The organism is Limnohabitans sp. (assembly GCF_044361645.1).
Taxonomy (GTDB): Bacteria; Pseudomonadota; Gammaproteobacteria; order Burkholderiales; family Burkholderiaceae_C; genus Limnohabitans_A.
The window spans coordinates 1-16,187 of the sequence record NZ_JBIKIL010000086.1 but is presented as its reverse complement, the minus strand read 5'-3'; the positions used below and the strand labels follow the sequence as shown (position 1 = coordinate 16,187).

At 57.2% G+C, this 16,187-nt stretch carries 16 protein-coding genes; 11 read left to right on the top strand and 5 right to left on the bottom strand.

What is annotated here, in order from left to right:
- Nucleotides 1-145 precede the first annotated feature (145 nt).
- Nucleotides 146-976 carry a ChaN family lipoprotein gene (locus ACIQ39_RS13385; protein WP_396435099.1) on the bottom strand — a complete coding sequence of 277 codons (831 nt, stop codon included), beginning with the start codon at nt 974-976 and terminating at the stop codon, nt 146-148.
- Between the two features lie 212 nt (nt 977-1,188).
- On the opposite strand from ACIQ39_RS13385, the gene ACIQ39_RS13380 reads away from it, so the two are divergent.
- The gene (locus tag ACIQ39_RS13380; protein WP_396435098.1) at nt 1,189-1,797 is read left to right on the top strand and encodes an alternative oxidase; all 609 of its coding nucleotides are present in this window, start codon (nt 1,189-1,191) and stop codon (nt 1,795-1,797) included.
- Nucleotides 1,798-1,804: 7 nt separating this feature from the next.
- Here ACIQ39_RS13380 and ACIQ39_RS13375 read toward each other — a convergent pair whose 3' ends face one another.
- From ACIQ39_RS13375 to ACIQ39_RS13365, 3 genes are read right to left on the bottom strand one after another with little or no spacing between them, the layout of a single operon-like run.
- Entirely contained in the window at nt 1,805-2,899 is a 1,095-nt protein-coding gene (locus tag ACIQ39_RS13375; protein ID WP_396435097.1) for a lipocalin-like domain-containing protein, read from the bottom strand.
- Nucleotides 2,900-2,904: 5 nt separating this feature from the next.
- Nucleotides 2,905-5,439 carry an FtsX-like permease family protein gene (locus ACIQ39_RS13370; protein WP_396435096.1) on the bottom strand — a complete coding sequence of 845 codons (2,535 nt, stop codon included), beginning with the start codon at nt 5,437-5,439 and terminating at the stop codon, nt 2,905-2,907.
- Entirely contained in the window at nt 5,439-6,098 is a 660-nt protein-coding gene (locus tag ACIQ39_RS13365; protein ID WP_396435095.1) for an ABC transporter ATP-binding protein, read from the bottom strand. Before ACIQ39_RS13365 ends, ACIQ39_RS13370 begins: the two co-directional genes overlap by 1 nt.
- Before the next feature lie 305 nt (nt 6,099-6,403).
- Here ACIQ39_RS13365 and ACIQ39_RS13360 point away from each other — a divergent pair, with 305 nt between their 5' ends.
- Nucleotides 6,404-6,637 (top strand): hypothetical protein, encoded by a 234-nt coding sequence (locus ACIQ39_RS13360; RefSeq protein ID WP_396435094.1) that lies wholly within the window; start codon nt 6,404-6,406, stop codon nt 6,635-6,637.
- A gap of 279 nt (nt 6,638-6,916) precedes the next feature.
- Here the strand turns inward: ACIQ39_RS13360 and ACIQ39_RS13355 are convergent, their stop codons facing one another.
- Nucleotides 6,917-7,372, bottom strand: a complete 456-nt coding sequence (locus ACIQ39_RS13355; RefSeq protein ID WP_396435093.1) for a fasciclin domain-containing protein — start codon at nt 7,370-7,372, stop codon at nt 6,917-6,919.
- A gap of 310 nt (nt 7,373-7,682) precedes the next feature.
- On the opposite strand from ACIQ39_RS13355, the gene ACIQ39_RS13350 reads away from it, so the two are divergent.
- The 9 genes from ACIQ39_RS13350 to ACIQ39_RS13310 all read left to right on the top strand — a co-directional run bounded on the left by ACIQ39_RS13350 (nt 7,683) and on the right by ACIQ39_RS13310 (nt 15,726).
- Nucleotides 7,683-7,835 carry a hypothetical protein gene (locus ACIQ39_RS13350; RefSeq protein WP_396435092.1) on the top strand — a complete coding sequence of 51 codons (153 nt, stop codon included), beginning with the start codon at nt 7,683-7,685 and terminating at the stop codon, nt 7,833-7,835.
- 399 nt (nt 7,836-8,234) lie between these two features.
- A complete protein-coding gene (locus ACIQ39_RS13345) occupies nt 8,235-9,071 on the top strand; it encodes a phytanoyl-CoA dioxygenase family protein (protein ID WP_396435091.1) in 837 nt (278 codons plus the stop codon).
- Nucleotides 9,072-9,108: 37 nt separating this feature from the next.
- Nucleotides 9,109-10,257 (top strand): mandelate racemase/muconate lactonizing enzyme family protein, encoded by a 1,149-nt coding sequence (locus tag ACIQ39_RS13340; protein WP_396435090.1) that lies wholly within the window; start codon nt 9,109-9,111, stop codon nt 10,255-10,257.
- 72 nt (nt 10,258-10,329) lie between these two features.
- Nucleotides 10,330-10,650, top strand: coding sequence for a hypothetical protein (locus ACIQ39_RS13335; protein WP_396435089.1), 321 nt, complete (start codon nt 10,330-10,332; stop codon nt 10,648-10,650).
- 196 nt (nt 10,651-10,846) lie between these two features.
- The gene (locus tag ACIQ39_RS13330) at nt 10,847-11,821 is read left to right on the top strand and encodes a thiamine pyrophosphate-dependent dehydrogenase E1 component subunit alpha (RefSeq protein ID WP_396435101.1); all 975 of its coding nucleotides are present in this window, start codon (nt 10,847-10,849) and stop codon (nt 11,819-11,821) included.
- Nucleotides 11,812-12,783, top strand: coding sequence for an alpha-ketoacid dehydrogenase subunit beta (locus ACIQ39_RS13325; protein WP_396435088.1), 972 nt, complete (start codon nt 11,812-11,814; stop codon nt 12,781-12,783). Before ACIQ39_RS13330 ends, ACIQ39_RS13325 begins: the two co-directional genes overlap by 10 nt.
- A 35-nt stretch (nt 12,784-12,818) precedes the next feature.
- Nucleotides 12,819-13,364, top strand: a complete 546-nt coding sequence (locus ACIQ39_RS13320; protein ID WP_396435100.1) for a TRAP transporter small permease — start codon at nt 12,819-12,821, stop codon at nt 13,362-13,364.
- Nucleotides 13,361-14,659 (top strand): TRAP transporter large permease, encoded by a 1,299-nt coding sequence (locus ACIQ39_RS13315; RefSeq protein WP_396435087.1) that lies wholly within the window; start codon nt 13,361-13,363, stop codon nt 14,657-14,659. The genes ACIQ39_RS13320 and ACIQ39_RS13315 overlap by 4 nt, the downstream gene beginning before the upstream one ends.
- Before the next feature lie 44 nt (nt 14,660-14,703).
- On the top strand, nt 14,704-15,726 hold the full coding sequence (locus ACIQ39_RS13310) for a DctP family TRAP transporter solute-binding subunit (protein ID WP_396435086.1): 1,023 nt from the start codon (nt 14,704-14,706) through the stop codon (nt 15,724-15,726).
- Nucleotides 15,727-16,187: the final 461 nt, after the last annotated feature.

Below are 16,187 nucleotides of genomic sequence, written 5' to 3'. Positions count from 1 at the left end.
TTGCGTTTGGACAGCGAGTTGGCGTCTTTTGGCTTCACCCATTTGGTGACCTCTGTAAATCCGTTGAAACTGGCTACCAGTCTAGCTTGCGGCCGGTTTATGCAACGTCAACTGCCGGAAATAGGATAAAATCAAAAACAGCGGCTCACTTGCTCTTAGATGTCGCCAGTTCAGCGCAATGGTCTTTGAAGGGCACGGGCGGTGTTTGCCAAACCACATCGGCCAGCTCGGGCTCAAGGCGCGTGCGGGTGGCCGCTTGCATCCACACCACCGACAAGGCAGACGCGGAGTTGGCCGGCATGAACAACGGTATGCCACGGTCTTTTTTGACATGCTCTGCACCGGCCAGCAGCAAGACCGTTTGGCCATCACGCACCCACTTGCTGACAGTTTGTGCCATCAGCGCATCGCGCGCAATTTGAATGCGGGCCATGGCCGGCACCTGCGACTCAGGCAAAAGTCCGCAATGACCGTCGCGCATCCTTTGCCGGTGCCCAGCCAAAATCGCAGCCGTCACTTTGTCGTCATATTGCACATCGCGCATGACTGCGCCCATTGCTGCGCGCGGCAAATTGCCTCCCACCACCGGCGCACCCGCACGCACCGCCTGCATCACCACGGGCCCATAACGCCGCCAAGGCCAGCCAGATTGGTTCCACTGCAAGCGCTCGCGCACCAAGGCTTCGGACGACTGCGCCGACATGCCCTCGGTGCTGAGGCCCTCGTCGGCCATTTCAAGCACCAGTGCCGACAAACGCTGAGCACCGGCCAAGGCCTGGACGCTCAACCGGGCCAGCTCTTGGTGTTCTGGCGCATCGTGCTGCTCACCCAGCAACACCACGGCAGCGCCAGGTAATGTTTGAAGCTGCGCATGCCAAGGGGCTTGTGCCCCAGCCGTCGCAGGCAAAAGCAGCAGCGCAATGACAGGCCAACAAAACGCCACAAACGCCCGGCCTGTGATCCTGTATTTTTTCAATGAATGCACCTCTTGAACACTTGGCCAAAAATTGTGGGCACTGCCAACACGCCAAAACGCATGCCATCCGTCTGCGCAAAGCCACATTGAGACCATGCCAAGTTCACTCTAGCATGGGCTTGTTTTTCAGGCCGCGCTGTCGCCAGTCAGGGCAGGGCCATTCAGATCACCTGCCCCGCCATGCGTTTTTGTCTGTGTGCCTAAAATGCCTGATGGAACATTACACCCCCATCAATTTTTCAGACCGCATTGCGCGCGCATTCACCAAAAGCTTGCGTTTCATCGCGGACACGTTTTTTGCCAAGCGCTACGGCCACCGCGCGGTGATTCTGGAGACCGTAGCAGCTGTGCCTGGCATGGTGGCGGGCATGTGGACGCACCTCAAAAGCTTGCGCCAAATGCGCACCGGCTACGGGCCCAAAATCAGGATCTTGTTGGGTGAGGCCGAGAACGAACGCATGCACCTGATGACCTTCATCGAAATTTCAAAGCCGAACATGTTCGAGCGCAGCGTGGTGCTGGTTGCCCAAGGTGTTTTTTGGCATGTGTATTTTGTGATTTATGTCTTGTTCCCGCGCACGGCACACCGCATCGTGGGCTACTTTGAAGAAGAAGCGGTTTACAGCTACACCGAGTATTTGCGCGAAATCGACGAAGGCCGCATCGACAACGTGGCCGCTCCCCAAATAGCCATCGATTATTGGAAGCTGCCAACAACCGCCACTTTGCGCGATGTGGTGATCGCGGTGCGCAAAGATGAAGAAGAGCACCGCGACGTCAACCACGCGATGGCTGACGAATACGACCGGGGTGTCTGGTAGCCCAACCTCACAGGCGCAGCGGCTCGCCGTAACCCGTCAGCTCCAAATACCCTTGTCCCAACAAGCGCTCGCCTTGCATCAGGCTGACCGCGCCCTCCCAGTAATAACCGCCCGTGCTGGCACGCGCATCCACCTCTTGCGAGCGCATCAGCGGCACCAGTTGGTACAGCGCATCGCCCACCCTCAGGTCCATGGGGATGGGGTATTCGATCAATGATGGTGCGCGCCAGCGGCCACCCGCTTGCCACGCCAACCCGGCCCAGCCGCCAGTGGCTTGCCCATCGCGGCCCCGGGCATCGACATGCGTGAACAAGGGCTCTGCCCGGTCATTGCGAATTTGAAAAGCCATCAAGGTGCCGCCGTCCAGCAAGTTGATGCCCAACCAGTCCCAGCCCACCGCCCCGGGCATCAAGAGCTGACTCGACCACTCGTGGTCCAGCCAGGCCGTGCCCAACAAGTTGCGCGTTTGCTGGCCCACTTGCACTTGGGCCTTCACGCGCAAGGGTGCGCGGCTGTAATAGTGGCTGGCTTGGCTGGGGTCAGGCCCTTTGGCCGACAGCCCGTTTTGCCCGCGCAGCAAGGGGGCTTGGTCTGTGCTGGCCTCCAAGCTCAGCGCATAACCAGGGTCTGAAAACCGGCCCTGGTAGACCTCGGCGCTGGCGCCAGGCAGGCGGCGCAAATGCCAGTCTTCAAACTGCAAATCGGTGTCTTGGCTGTTGGCGCGCAGGCTGGTGCCGTTCATGCGGCCGGCGCGGCTGGCATGCAAAAAAGTTTGGCTTTCGGCCACGGCCAAGGCGGCGTGTGCAAACAGCAATTGGGTCGGGGCCAAGCGGCTGGGGTTGTCCGGCGCATGCCGAGTGCGGCTGCGAAAAAACGTGATCTGAAAACCCATGGCCGTTGGCCCTTGGCCCAACCAACCCGTCAGGTACCACCACTCGGTGCGGTACGCGGGGTGCGAGCCAAAGTCTCTGGGAAACACCAAACGCCGTGGCTCAACGAGCGGGTAAAAAGAGGCCTCAGAATTGGCACGCACAACCGGCCAAGGCGAAACACCCGCCAAAAAGAGGGCCGCGGCTTGAAGGGCTTGACGACGCTGGCGCATGGGCTTTACCAATCAGCGCGCAGGCTCTCGGCCAAACGCTTGGCATCCAGGCCCTGTCGCGCGGCCCAGCGCGCAGACAGCACACCCAAAACCAACACCAAGCCACTGATCAACGCCCACTGTCGCAGATCGACGTGGGTGTCCATGGTCCAGTGAAAAGACTCGGGATTGACCTTGTGGATCAAAATTTGGCTCATCAAAAAGCCCATGCCACTGGCCCACACCACCGCCACCAGCAACAACAAACCCAGCTCCCAAGACACCAAGCGCATGCGATCAGCATAGGACAGACCCAGGTGCGCGAGCACACCAAATTCACGGCGGCGCAACAACAACTGCCCAGCGACACCCGCAGCAACCGAGAACAGCGCCACAAACAATGCGGCGGCCTCCAGCACATACGTCATGGCAAAGCTGCGATCAAAAATCTTGAGCGAGAGTTGACGCACATCGGTGGCACTGACCCACTTCAAATGCGCCAACTCGGGCAGCAAAGATGCAAGCGCACCCAGCACCTGCGCCGTGTCCGCACCGTCATTGAGCCACACCGACACGCCCGTGCGTGACAGGTCACCGGTGAGTTGCTCGTAGTCCTGTGCAGACATGACCACCGAGCCGTGTTGCCGGCCGTAGTCTCGGTAAATACCGCCCACCCAAACCGTCTGCAGGCCTTGCGCGGTCAAAGGCAAAGTGGTGGTCTCGCCCACACGCCAACCGTACAAATCGGCCATTGCCTCAGAGCCAAAGACCACCAAGTGCTTGGCCCCCCCAGGCGCAGGCCATCGCGGCAAGCCCACCAAGGCCACCGAACGCATGGGGTCTTGCAAATTCACAGGTTTGGCAATCAAGACCACTTCAGGGCGATCAGGGCTCAACCGCAGCTTTGTTTGTCGACTGGTCTCCACCCTTTGCACCTGTGGCAACTGGGCAATGCGCGCTTGCACCGACGCGTCAAAACCGGGGCGATCCACCAAGGCCGAGCTGCTGGCGTAGATGTCGGCAGGCAAAATCAGCACCAACCAATCGGACACCGATGTGCGAAAACTGCTGACCATGACCATCATGGCCACCGTCAAAGAGAACGCAGCGACCGTGCCTGCGATCAAAGGTGTGGCCGCTGCAGGCGCTTGCGACAAACGCCAAACCGCCAAGCGCAAAACCACCGACACTTGTCTGCCCGCCAAAGCACGCGACAGCCCTCCCCAAAGCCGGGCCAGCAACCACGGCACCGCCGCCAGACCCGCCAACAACAAGGCGGCGATTGAGCCATACGCAGCCCAAGGCAAAGCATCCACGGCGGGCCATAAGACCAAGGTCAAGGCCAAGCCCACAGCCAACGCACTCCAGCGCAAGCTGGGCGGCTTGCGCTGCAAGGTTTCGGCTTGACCCGCGCGCAACACCGCCATGGGTTGACGCCACTGGATTTGCGACAAAGGCAGGCCAGCAGAAACCAAGCCCATCACCACCGATGCCAAGCCAAAAGCCAGCATGGCCAGCCAGTCAATGGCCAGCGGCGGGCGCTGGTCAGCAAAGTAATTGCCACCCAAATCACCCCCCACCACGCGCATCAGCACCGCCGCCAGCAGCAGTCCGAGACCCAGCCCCAACAAGCCGCCAAGGCCACCGATCAAGCCGCCTTGCGCCCAAACGAAACGGCGCAACCACGGCTCGCTGGCGCCCAGCACGCCAAGCAATGCCAACTCGGCACGCTGGCGAACAATGGACAAATTGACCGACGTGGCGACCAAAAATCCGCCCGTCAACAAGGCCACCATGGCCAACACGCTCAGGTTGACCCGGTAAGCCCGCGAGAGCAAGGCCATGCGGCGGTCACGGTCTTCGGTGGCCACCACTTGCAGTGTTTCAGATGTGGCTTGCAAAGTGGCACGCAAACCCTGTGCAGTCTGCCAGTCCTCCAAGCGCAGGTCCAAGCGCGACACCACACCCAGCCGATCAAACGCCCATTGCGCACTGCCAATGTCCATGACCCCAATGACTTGAGTGCCCGCACCCGGCACCTCACCAGCCACCCGCAAGACCACTTCGCGGCCCGCATAAAGTAAGCGCACACTGTCGTTCACACGCACACCCAGTGTTTGCAAAGCGCCTGCTGACAAAAACAAGGCTTGGGCATCGAACAGATCGACTGGGCCATTCGCAGACGCGGGCAACAAGGACGCAGAAACTTGCGCGGCTTTGAACACATCCAAACCGAGCACCGTCAAGCGATCGGTTTGCACCACCAATACAGGGCTGATGGTGCGAATCCCCAGAGCGGCGCGACGCAAATCCCAAACGTCAATTTGTCGGTCGTCCATGTCGCCCAAGGGGGCCACCAACTGCGCCGATGCTTGACCGTTCACCGTGTCCAAGGCTTGACCAAAAGAGGCCAAAGCGGAGTGGTTGACGGTGTGGATGGCCACCGCCAACATCACGCCCACGGCCACCACGGTCAAGGCCACCAAGGAGCGCACCCAGGACTGGATAAAGGCACCCTTGAGCAAGCACACAAACAACCATTGCTGGCCTGACCCGCGCATCAGACCAAACCCTGCTGAGTCAAGCGCAAGCACCTGCCCATGGAGCGCGCCGCCTCGTCCCCATGGGTGACCATCACCAGACTGGTGCGCCTGGCCAAGCTCAATTCGATCAACAAGGCCAAAGTGCTGCGCGCGGTGGTGGTGTCCAAGTTGCCCGTGGGCTCATCGGCAAAGACCACCTTGGGCTGGTGCACCAAGGCGCGCGCCAAAGCCACCCGTTGCTGCTCACCGCCAGACAAACTGTGGGCATGGGCGTCAAGGCGCTTGTTCAAGCCCAACTGGCTCAGCAACTCACGCGCCGCCAAAGCGGCCTCAGCCCCAGACTGTCCACCCAACAAACAGGGCACCATGACGTTTTGCAGTGCCGACAAATGGGGCAGCAAATGAAACGCTTGAAAAACAAAACCCATTTCAGATTGCCGGCACCTGCGGCGTTGCTCGGCGGACCAAAGCGCTGTGCTTTGACCAGCCCACAAAACCTCGCCTTGAGCGGGCACCTCCAGTCCCGCCATGATGTTGAGCAGTGTGGACTTGCCAGAGCCCGACGTGCCCTGGATGGCCACATGCTCACCATGCGCCAGCTCAAAGTGGAGGTCTTTGAAAAGCCACTCCTGCGGGGAGAAACCATGGGACACCGAGCGCAAACTTAAAGCAGACATGACGCAAAAGAAAACTGCATAACAAGCACCAAGTTTGGTCACAAACAGCCATTATGGTTGGGCACCCAAAACCTGCACTGCCAGACCCGTTTTCCAAGCCACGCAAGCTGCAATCTGCACTCGCCCCAATAGGCTTTGCAGGCCATCCAAGTCACAACAGCGCATTCGCCCTTTGGCCATTTTTGAATACAAATTGGATCGAAAATGAAGACCCATGTTGTTGGCAGGCTTCACAGACCGGGACAACGGGGCCATGAAAAAAAACAAACATGGCTTTTCTTTGCGCTCAGGTCCAAAATGAACCCATGAGCAACGATCAAGAATCCCAAATCGCCACGAATGGTCTGCGCTACAAAAGCAAAGAAGGGGGTTCGCCCTTCAAAGACTCGGCCAACATGTCTTCGATCAGCTGCTACAAATGCGGCTTGCACAAGCCACGGTCCTTGGGCGTTTTCAAGACCATGATCAATCAGCGCATGTTCATGTGTGGCGACTGCATCAGCGCAAAGTCTGCCGAAGGCCGAGCACCCTCGGTCTGATCACGCATGCACCACCGCCACGAATGCGCTTGATCGAGCCCAAGGGTCACCCCTGCCGTCTCTGCGGCGGCCCATGGAAAACCGACAAGCCTCACGCATCGCGCCATCGCGCCATGAAAGTGGGGCCATTGCAAACGTCTGCAAACGTCTGCAAACGTCTGCAAAGTCTTGCGATCACAGGACAAAAACAGCGCCATAAAAATACGGCCTCTCGAACGAAAAAGGACGGACTGATGGCTCAGCCCGCCCTGGCAGCAAGAGACAAAGTGCCCGGATCCGTTACTTGGGCATGATCACGGTATCGATCACGTGGATCACGCCGTTGTCTGCCACGATATCGGTTTTGACAACCTTGGCATTGTCCACCGAGACACCCCCGGTTGTGGAGATGGTCATCTCTGAGCCTTGAACCGTTTTGACCTTGCCAGCCTTGACATCTTTGGCCATGACTTTGCCCGGGACAACGTGGTAGGTCAACACGGCCGTCAACTTGGCCTTGTCTTTGAGCAACGCATCCAGGTCAGCTTTGGGGATCTTGGCGAAGGCTTCATCTGTGGGCGCGAACACGGTAAAAGGCCCTTTGCCTTTGAGCGTATCCACCAAACCAGCTGCGCCCAATGCCGTTGCCAAGGTCTTGAAACTGCCTGCAGCAACCGCGGTGTCTACGATGTCTTTGGCTTGCACAGACATGGCCATGCCGAGCGCCAAGAGGGTGGTGATGAACGTTTTTTTCATGATGGTTCCAGTCTTAAAAAAGATGTGCGTCACCCAAAATGGGGTGACAAGACCAGTTTGCCTTTTTTTAGACCAAGCAGTCAAAAAATAAAACAATGGGTCACTTTTCTCTAAGCCTTTTGTTTTTAGCCGGTTAAATGCCCTTGCGAGCGAATGGGCTTAGAAAATGGTAAGCGCCTTTGGCTCAAGGCATCTGCGTGCAGCCACGGCAGGTTGCAGGTGGCGCTGCAACGCAGCCCCCCAAAAACCAATCAGACAAAAACCTGGCCGAGGTCTCCCCGCAAACCCACTGCATTGAACACAGCCTCAGGTGATTCAAGGCGGTCAACGCGCACAGGGCCTGAAGGCATCGGTGATCGAAATGATGCTGCGGTTTGATATGGCAAAGGACGCAACAGAAATGATGGTGTTCTTGATTGCCCACCATCCAGACGCCATCGCCATCCAACAAAACAACACCTGAGGGGCCGAGTGCTTCAAACGGCAATGCGATCATCAGCCGGCCCCGTGCCGGACCCTGGTCTGCGTTGAGATCGGGCGCTTGAAGATGGCGCTCGACTGGCTCAAATTTGACCTGGGCTTGCATCGCTCTGCGCCAGGGGTCAGCTGCCATCGGATGGCCGCAGTGGCCCCGGGCTATTGGCTTGGTGATCTTCATTCCACCGAGCGCCTGAAGGCCCACCTTGGCCGTCAACTCGAGCGGATGCACTCTGCGCTTTTTTTGACTCAGTCATGGGCAAACCGTTTCTTTGGACCGTGTCACGCCTGCAGCACCTGTTCCAAATTCGGGGTCCACTTCAACAATAGTTTTTGCAATACTTGCAATGCTGTGTTTGAATCTCTCAAAGCTATTGGAGACACTATGCCCGGTTCCATCCTCAACCCCGATCAGCGAACCCGCTACGACCAAGATGGCTACATCTTGGTTCGCAAGCTTTTCGATGACGAAGAAATGGCGATCCTGCGCACAGCGATTGAAAACGATGCGTCGATGCGAAGCCGCTTGTATGACCGCAACGATGCATCCGGCAAATCCACACGAATGGCCACTTGGAACCATCCAGGGGACAGCGTCTACGGTCTGGCTGCGCGATCGCATCGCGTGGTTGACACCATGGAGGATCTGCTCGGCGGCGAGGTCTATCACTACCATTCCAAGCTGACTGCCAAAGAGCCATTCGAAGGCGGCGCATGGGAGTGGCATCAGGATTACGGTTATTGGTACCACAACGGCTGCGTCTTTCCGTACATGGCCAGCGTGATGGTGGCGCTCGACCGCAGCACCCGAGACAATGGTTGCTTACAGCTTGTCAAGGGATCGCACCACTGCGGACGCATTGAGCATGGCGTGTTGCCCGGCGAACAGGTCGGCGCTGATCCGCGGCGAGTTGCAGAGATGCTGAAATTGATGCCGATTGAATTTGCAGAGATGGAGCCTGGCGATGGCCTGTTTTTTCACAGCAATGTGCTGCACCGCTCCGACCAAAACCGCTCAGAAAATCGCCGCTGGACTGTGCTGCACTGCTACAACGCTGCGCGCAACAACCCCTACCTCGAGCACCACCATCCCTTTTACACGCCCATTGACAAAGTCGACGATGGCGCGATCAAGCGTGCGGGCGTGAAATTTGCCAGTGGCATTGATGAGTTTCGTGAAAAGTCAGCCAATCCGCCTGAATTGAAACGGCGGCTCAGTTGAGCATTTTTTCTCTGTGTCATTTTAAAAAAGCAGCGGTATGAAAATCGTCGACATCAAAATTCACGTTTTGAAAAGCCCGCTTGCGCAAGCTTTCGCTTTTTCACAGGGCTGGGTTCGCCAGCGCAGCGCAACGCTGGTGGAAGTGATCACTGAAGAGGGCATCACGGGCTGGGGTGAGGCCTTCGCGCAAGGCTTGGAGCCACCAGAAATCGCAGCAGCTGCTGTCCAACACGCGCTCAAGCCCCTTATTCTGGGCAGCAATGCATTGGACACCGAAGTGCTGTGGCACAAGATGTATCACGCGACACGTCACTACGGCCGCAAAGGCTCGGTGATCGCTGCGATCAGCGCAGTCGACATTGCACTTTGGGACATCGCCGGAAAGGCGCATGAGGTTCCGATTCACGTCTTGCTGGGTGGTGCATTCAGAACCCGCGTTCAGCCCTATGCCACCGGCTTTTACCGCGTCAAGGGTCAGGGCGAATCGGCCCGACTGGCGGACGAAGCCATTGGGCACCACGATGCGGGCTTTAGGGCCATGAAGGTCAAGCTCGGCTACGGCGTTGAGGACGACATCAAGTGCATGAAAGCCATCGCTGAGGCCATCGATGGTCGTGGCATCACGCTGATGATTGACACCAACCATGCCTATGGCCGCGCGCAGGCCCTGCGCCTGGGTCGTGCACTCGAGAGCTACAACTTGCGCTGGTACGAAGAGCCCGTGGTGCCGGAGGATCTGCGTGGTTATGCAGAGATGCGCGACAAGTTAACCATGCCCATCGCTGGCGGTGAAAATGAGCACACGCTGTTTGGCTATCGCGACCTGTTTGCTGCCAACGCCGTTGACATCGCCCAGCCGGACCTGTGTTCTTGCGGTGGCATCAGTGCCGCGCGCCACATTGTGACGCTGGCGCAGGCGCATGGCGTTGCGGTCAATCCGCATGTGTGGGGATCGGCTATTGCCCAGGCGGCCTCGCTGCAACTCATTGCTGCGCTGCCGGTTGCGCACCATTCACTGTTCGCGCAGGAGCCTTTGCTTGAATACGACTGCTCATCACATCCCTTTCGGCAGCAGTTGATCAAGCAACCCATCCAGCAACGCGACGGTTGGGTGTCGGTACCCGACGGACCGGGGCTTGGTGTGGAACTCGATCGCAGCATCATCGAGCGCTACCGTGTCGCTTGATTGCATTGAAAAATAAACCCACAAACCGAGGTTCTAAGTTTTAAGTGGTGCGTGCCGAAAACACCATTCACAATGGGAATCCGTCTGCGCCACAAACAGCCCAAGGCGTTTGACCGCCTGGCCGTTTTGCCAGCGCAGGGATGGGACCGATTGCACGAGCAGGCTTTTCGCTGCCTAGCCGGCTGCCCCCGATACGTGACGCCGGACAAGCGCAAGAAGGGTGTGCTCAAAGGGGGCGTGCTCAAGCCTGAGCTGTACGCCGTACGAGCCCGCGCTCAACCCGGTGCCGTACTTTCCCCCCAAGGCTTGCGCAGCGTGTGTGATGACCGCTGCGTACGCGCGGACCACAGCAGCTACGCGCCCACCCTGCACCCATTGGCTCGGTGGTGCTGACCACAGACGAGTGGGTGTTCAAGCCCTCACGCCAGACGCTGCAAAAAGTGCCAGGCCCTGCCTTGCAAGCGCTGTCTTTCTGGTGACTGCCAGGCACCACGAAATGGCGCCGTTGACCCATAGAATGAAACACACAATTTTGGAGCGACTTAAGTTGACAACCATTGCAACAAACTTGCTCGGACTCTATCGCACGATGGCGCGCATACGGGCATTTGAGAACGCTGCAGAAGCGGCTAGCCAAGGCGGCGTCAGCGCCTATGGCAAGTCTGCCGACGGTCACGCCAAGGTCCGCGGCCCGCTGCATCTGTCAACGGGTCAAGAAGCTGTTCCTGCTGGCGTTTGTGTCCACCTCGGGCCCAAAGATTACATCACCTCTACGCACCGCGGTCATGGGCATACCCTCGCCAAGGGCGCAAGCATGGAACGCATGATGGGGGAGCTTTTTGGCAAAGCCTCTGGCTTCAATGGCGGGAAAGGCGGCTCCATGCACATCGCCGACTTTTCGGTGGGCATGTTGGGTGCCAATGGTGTGGTCGCAGCCGGTCTGCCGATTGCTGTTGGGGCTGCGCATGCACAAAAGTTGTTGGGTCGCGATGATGTGACGGTCTGCTTTTTTGGGGATGGTGCCATCAACAGGGGACCTTTTCTGGAGGCCTTGAATTGGGCGCAGGTTTTTAGGCTGCCCGTTCTTTTCGTTTGCGAAGATAACCGTTGGAGTGCCACCACAGCCAGCGGACCGATGACGGCTGGTGAGGGAGCCTCAGAACGCGCCCAAGCGATGGGCATCGAGTCCATGCGTGTGGATGGCAACGATGTCATGGCTGTTCACCAGGCGGCGTTGGATTTGCTTTTGGCGGTGCGTTCAGGAGCAGGTCCACGTTTGTTGCACGCCATCACTTACAGGGTTAAAGGTCATGTCTCAGTTGATCTGGCCGCTTACCGTGATCCAGATGAGTTGGCCGCTGCTTTGTTGACCGACCCTTTGTTGCGTGCGCGCAAAATGGGACAAGGTTTGCCAGGGTGCGAGAGCTTGGCCTTTGATGCGATGGATGCGCAAGCACAAGCAGAAGTGGCGTCCGCGCTTGCCAGTGCCGAAGCTGCACCATGGCCCGAGGCTGTCAGTGCATTTACCGATATTCAGACTACAGGGGCTGGAACATGGCACTGATGAGCTACGCAGAAGCTGCAGTACGGGCTGTCCAGCATGAAATGTCGCAAGATCCCAAAGTTATTGTGCTGGGGGAAGACGTGGGGCGCGGCGGCATCTTTGGCCAGTACAAAGGCTTGCAGGCCCAATTCGGTGCGCAGCGGGTCATCGATACGCCTATCAGCGAAGCGGCCATTTTAGGTGCCGGGGTGGGCATGGCCTTGGCAGGATTGCGTCCGATCGTTGAAATGCGTGTGGTTGATTTTGCCCTGTGTGGCATGGATGAGTTGGTCAACCAGGCGGCTAAAAACCGATACATGTTTGGTGGCCAAGGGCGGGTACCGATGGTCGTGCGCATGCCCACTGGCATTTGGGATGCATCAGCTGCGCAACATTCACAATCACTTGAAAGTTGGTTCGCCCATCTGCCAGGACTGGTGGCGATTTGTCCAGCAACACCACAAGACAACTACAGCTTGCTTCGTGCCGCTTTGGCTTGCGGTGATCCTGTTGTCTATATGGAGCACAAGTCCTTATGGGGTCAAACCGGCGAGGTTGATGTCGATGCGAGCGCTGAGTTGGGAAAAGCCCGCCTGGTCAAAGCGGGCGAGCACCTCACCATCGTCAGTTGGAGTAAACAGGTGATGGTCTGTGAACAGGCCGTCTCACAGTTGCATGAGGAAGGTATTGAGGCAGAGTTACTTGATTTGCGCTCCATCTGGCCATGGGATCGCGACGCAGTCTTGCAATCTTGCGCCAAGACGGGGCAATTGCTGGTGGTGCACGAAGCGGTGCAAGCGGCTGGTTTTGGGGCAGAGATAGCGGCCACAGCCGCCGAAGTTTTGGGCGTGCGGGTTCGCCGTTTGGGTGCCCCCAGAATTCCAGTGGGGTACGCTGCAGTGCTGGAGGCGCAGTCCCGCGTTGCTTTGCCAGCAGTTTTGGCAGCTGCGCGACAAATGTGCGCATCCATGGCCACTGGTTAAAAATTTTCAGTTTTGAAATTTCCACACATTGCGCCATGTCAAAGCTGACTGAAACCACTGCCCATACTCATCGTGCGAACTTTGCTGAGCCTGAAAGCACAAGCGAAACCGAGGAACCCGCCTGCTGGGTGTCTCTGAAATTAGAGGATTGGTTGACTGTCTTGGTGATGGCCTTGCTGGCAAGCATTACTTTTGCCAATGTGTTGGCCCGCTATTTCACAAACCAATCTTTTGCTTGGACTGAGGAGTTTTCTGTCTTTTTGATGATTTTTCTCGTCCTGGTTGCTGGCTCTGCGGCAGTGGCGCGCAACCGCCACATCCGGATCGAGGCCATTGCGGATCAGGGCTCCGCGCCACGCCAACGCAGGCTGGCCCTTTTGGGCTCGTCCATGGTGGTTCTGCTGTTCACGGTCATCGCCATCTTGAGTGCTCGCACGGTTTGGGACGACATCCGTTTTGGGGAAACCTCGCCTGGCATTGGTATTCCGCAGTGGTGGTACACCATCTGGCTGCCACTGGTCTCATTGGCCATTGCGGCCAGGGCTCTGGGCCTGTTTTTGCGACAGAGAAAACAGCCATGATTGTCAGCTTGCTGTTCTTGTTGTTCGCCATTTTGATGTTGCTGGGCGTGCCGATTGGTGTTGCCATGGGTCTGGCTGGCACTGTGGCCATTGGCTTGGCCAACCTCGATACACAATGGTTTGGTTTGTTAGCTGTTCCACAAAACTTTTTTGCCGGACTGGGTAAGTACCCTTTGCTGGCCATACCGATGTTTGTTTTGGTTGGCACCATTTTCGAACGCTCAGGTGTGGCCTTGCGCCTCGTCAATTTTGCGACCGCTTTGGTCGGACGTGGACCCGGCATGCTGCCAGTTGTTGCCATTTCGGTGGCCATGCTGATGGGCGGCATTTCGGGTTCGGGACCGGCAACAGCGGCTGCAGTCGGGGGCGTGATGATCGCTGTGATGCGAAAAGCGGGTTATCCGGGTGCTTTCTCAGCAAGCGTGGTCGGCGCGGCCTCAGCCATTGATATCTTGATTCCACCTTCGATTGCCCTCATCGTTTATTCAGTCTTGGTTCCCAGTGCCTCTGTTCCCGCCATGTTTGCAGCCGGCCTTGTGCCTGGGCTCATGGTCGGTTTGGCCTTGATGATTCCCTGTGTATGGCTTGCCCGTCGGCATGGGATGGGGCATTTGGAATCGCAATTACCAAGGCCGCCTTTTTGGCTCAGTTTGCGCGAAGCCTCCTGGGGATTGGCTGCCCCTGTCTTGATCCTCGGAGGCATGCGAGCGGGATTGTTCACACCAACTGAAGCTGCAGTGGTTGCTGTCTTTTACGGCCTGTTTGTTGGCATGTTCATCCACCGCACCATCAGGCTAAGTGATCTTTTCGATATCCTGCGCAGTGCCGGGGAGTTGTCGGCCGTCATCCTGATGGTTGTGGCACTGGCCGGCATTTTTGCCTATTCCCTGTCTACATTGGGCGTTGTTGACCCCTTGACCCAAGCGATTGTCAACTCCGGCGCCAGCGAGTACGGCATTTTGTTGATGCTTATGCTGCTTTTGATTGCGGTCGGCATGATTTTGGATGGCATTTCCATTTTCTTGATTTTCATTCCCTTATTGATCCCGATTGCCAATTTCTTCCAGTGGGACTTGGTGTGGTTTGGTATTTTGTTGACGATGATGGTGGCCTTGGGCCAGTTCACCCCTCCGATTGCCGTGAACTTGATGGTGTCATGTCGCATCGCTGGTGTGCGCATGGAGCAAACTGTGCCCTGGGTCATCTGGATGCTCTTGGCTTTGCTGGTGGTCCTTTTGTTGGTGATTGTTTTTCCGGCTTTGGCGCTGTGGCTTCCCCAGCGTCTTGGTTATTGATTGTTGTGCGTGCTGTTGTTTGTTTTTTTAATGGAGACCCCAAAATGAAAGTTCGATCCTTCCTCAAACTCGCTGTCATGGCCTCAGTGCTGGCCTTGGGTACAAGTGCCATGGCTCAAAATTACAAGGCTGAATACAAAATGTCACTGGTCGTCGGTACGGCCTTCCCATGGGGAAAGGGGGGTGAGATCTGGGCAAATTTGGTCCGTGAGCGAACCCAAGGTCGAATCAACATCAAGCTTTATCCAGGCGTTTCTTTGGTTCAGGGTGACCAGACTCGGGAGTTCAGTGCCATTCGACAAGGCGTTATCGATATGGCCATAGGCTCCACCATCAACTGGTCACCGCAGGTCAAGGAACTGAATCTTTTTTCCATGCCTTTTTTGATGCCCGATTACAAGGCCATGGATGCACTAACCCAAGGCGATGTGGGCAAACAAATTTTCAGCATCATTGACAAAGCTGGCGTCATGCCGCTTGCATGGGGTGAAAATGGATACCGTGAAATCACCAACTCCAAAAAGGCTTTGCGCACCCCGGACGACCTCAAAGGCATGAAGATTCGAGTGGTCGGTTCACCTTTGTTTTTGGACACTTTTACAGCGCTTGGTGCCAATCCAACGCAGATGAGCTGGGCTGATGCCCAGCCTGCCCTGACCAGTGGCGCTGTCGATGGTCAAGAAAATCCCATGTCCATTTTTACAGCTGCCAAACTCCATACTGTGGGTCAAAAACACGTCACCATGTGGGGCTATGTCGCTGACCCATTGGTGTTTGTGGTCAATAAAGATGTTTGGGCTTCGTGGTCAGAAAACGATCGCGCCATCGTCAGTCAGGCCGCCATCGATGCGGGTAAAGAGCAGATTGCCATAGCGCGCAAGGGCTTGGCTGAGCCTGGGCAACCGTTGCTGAAAGACATTGAGGCCTTGGGGGTGACGATCACCAAACTGAGCCCTGCCGAAAGAGACGCTTTCGTCAAAGCCACCCGTCCTGTTTATGAAAAATGGAAAAAGCAAATTGGCGAGGGCCTGGTTGCATCGGCTGAGAAAGCGATTGCAGCGCGTTAATTGGTTGGCTTCTTTTGACTGTGTTGTCCCTGTCCGAGATTTCGGACAGGGCATCACGTGTTGACGCCGATGGCGATGGGATCCGGTGTGGCCATTTCGATTGGCCCCGTTTGTGCCCCATGGGCGGCCTGCTCACAGCTCGATCGTCAGCTGGCCCCTCAGTCTGGTTGGAGGGTGCGGCGCAAGCCATCCACTTTGATATGGCGCAATAACAGCCCATCCTTTTGAAGGTCCAATGGAGCCAAGCAATTCCGCACTGCGGCTTTTAACCAGGCTCAAAATGAACCATCAAATGGACAATTTATCGCGACTGATTAACAAATACTCAAACCGATATGGCGCGCAAGACCTTTTGGTTTTGGACTTGAAAAATCGGCATAGGGGGCAGTCAACATGACTGCGCCCCTGCCACACCACCTAGCATGCGGGTCCGCACTAGGCGGTTCGTGAGGTTGAGGTTC

What these genes read in the sequence shown, in the direction of transcription:
- ACIQ39_RS13380 (WP_396435098.1), top strand. Translation starts at nt 1,189, where the DNA reads ATGGAACATTACACCCCCATCAATTTTTCAGACCGCATTGCGCGCGCA.
- ACIQ39_RS13375 (WP_396435097.1), bottom strand. Translation starts at nt 2,899, where the DNA reads ATGCGCCAGCGTCGTCAAGCCCTTCAAGCCGCGGCCCTCTTTTTGGCG.
- ACIQ39_RS13370 (WP_396435096.1), bottom strand. Translation starts at nt 5,439, where the DNA reads ATGCGCGGGTCAGGCCAGCAATGGTTGTTTGTGTGCTTGCTCAAGGGT.
- ACIQ39_RS13365 (WP_396435095.1), bottom strand. Translation starts at nt 6,098, where the DNA reads ATGTCTGCTTTAAGTTTGCGCTCGGTGTCCCATGGTTTCTCCCCGCAG.
- ACIQ39_RS13360 (WP_396435094.1), top strand. Translation starts at nt 6,404, where the DNA reads ATGAGCAACGATCAAGAATCCCAAATCGCCACGAATGGTCTGCGCTAC.
- ACIQ39_RS13355 (WP_396435093.1), bottom strand. Translation starts at nt 7,372, where the DNA reads ATGAAAAAAACGTTCATCACCACCCTCTTGGCGCTCGGCATGGCCATG.
- ACIQ39_RS13345 (WP_396435091.1), top strand. Translation starts at nt 8,235, where the DNA reads ATGCCCGGTTCCATCCTCAACCCCGATCAGCGAACCCGCTACGACCAA.
- ACIQ39_RS13340 (WP_396435090.1), top strand. Translation starts at nt 9,109, where the DNA reads ATGAAAATCGTCGACATCAAAATTCACGTTTTGAAAAGCCCGCTTGCG.
- ACIQ39_RS13335 (WP_396435089.1), top strand. Translation starts at nt 10,330, where the DNA reads ATGGGAATCCGTCTGCGCCACAAACAGCCCAAGGCGTTTGACCGCCTG.
- ACIQ39_RS13330 (WP_396435101.1), top strand. Translation starts at nt 10,847, where the DNA reads ATGGCGCGCATACGGGCATTTGAGAACGCTGCAGAAGCGGCTAGCCAA.
- ACIQ39_RS13325 (WP_396435088.1), top strand. Translation starts at nt 11,812, where the DNA reads ATGGCACTGATGAGCTACGCAGAAGCTGCAGTACGGGCTGTCCAGCAT.
- ACIQ39_RS13320 (WP_396435100.1), top strand. Translation starts at nt 12,819, where the DNA reads ATGTCAAAGCTGACTGAAACCACTGCCCATACTCATCGTGCGAACTTT.
- ACIQ39_RS13315 (WP_396435087.1), top strand. Translation starts at nt 13,361, where the DNA reads ATGATTGTCAGCTTGCTGTTCTTGTTGTTCGCCATTTTGATGTTGCTG.
- ACIQ39_RS13310 (WP_396435086.1), top strand. Translation starts at nt 14,704, where the DNA reads ATGAAAGTTCGATCCTTCCTCAAACTCGCTGTCATGGCCTCAGTGCTG.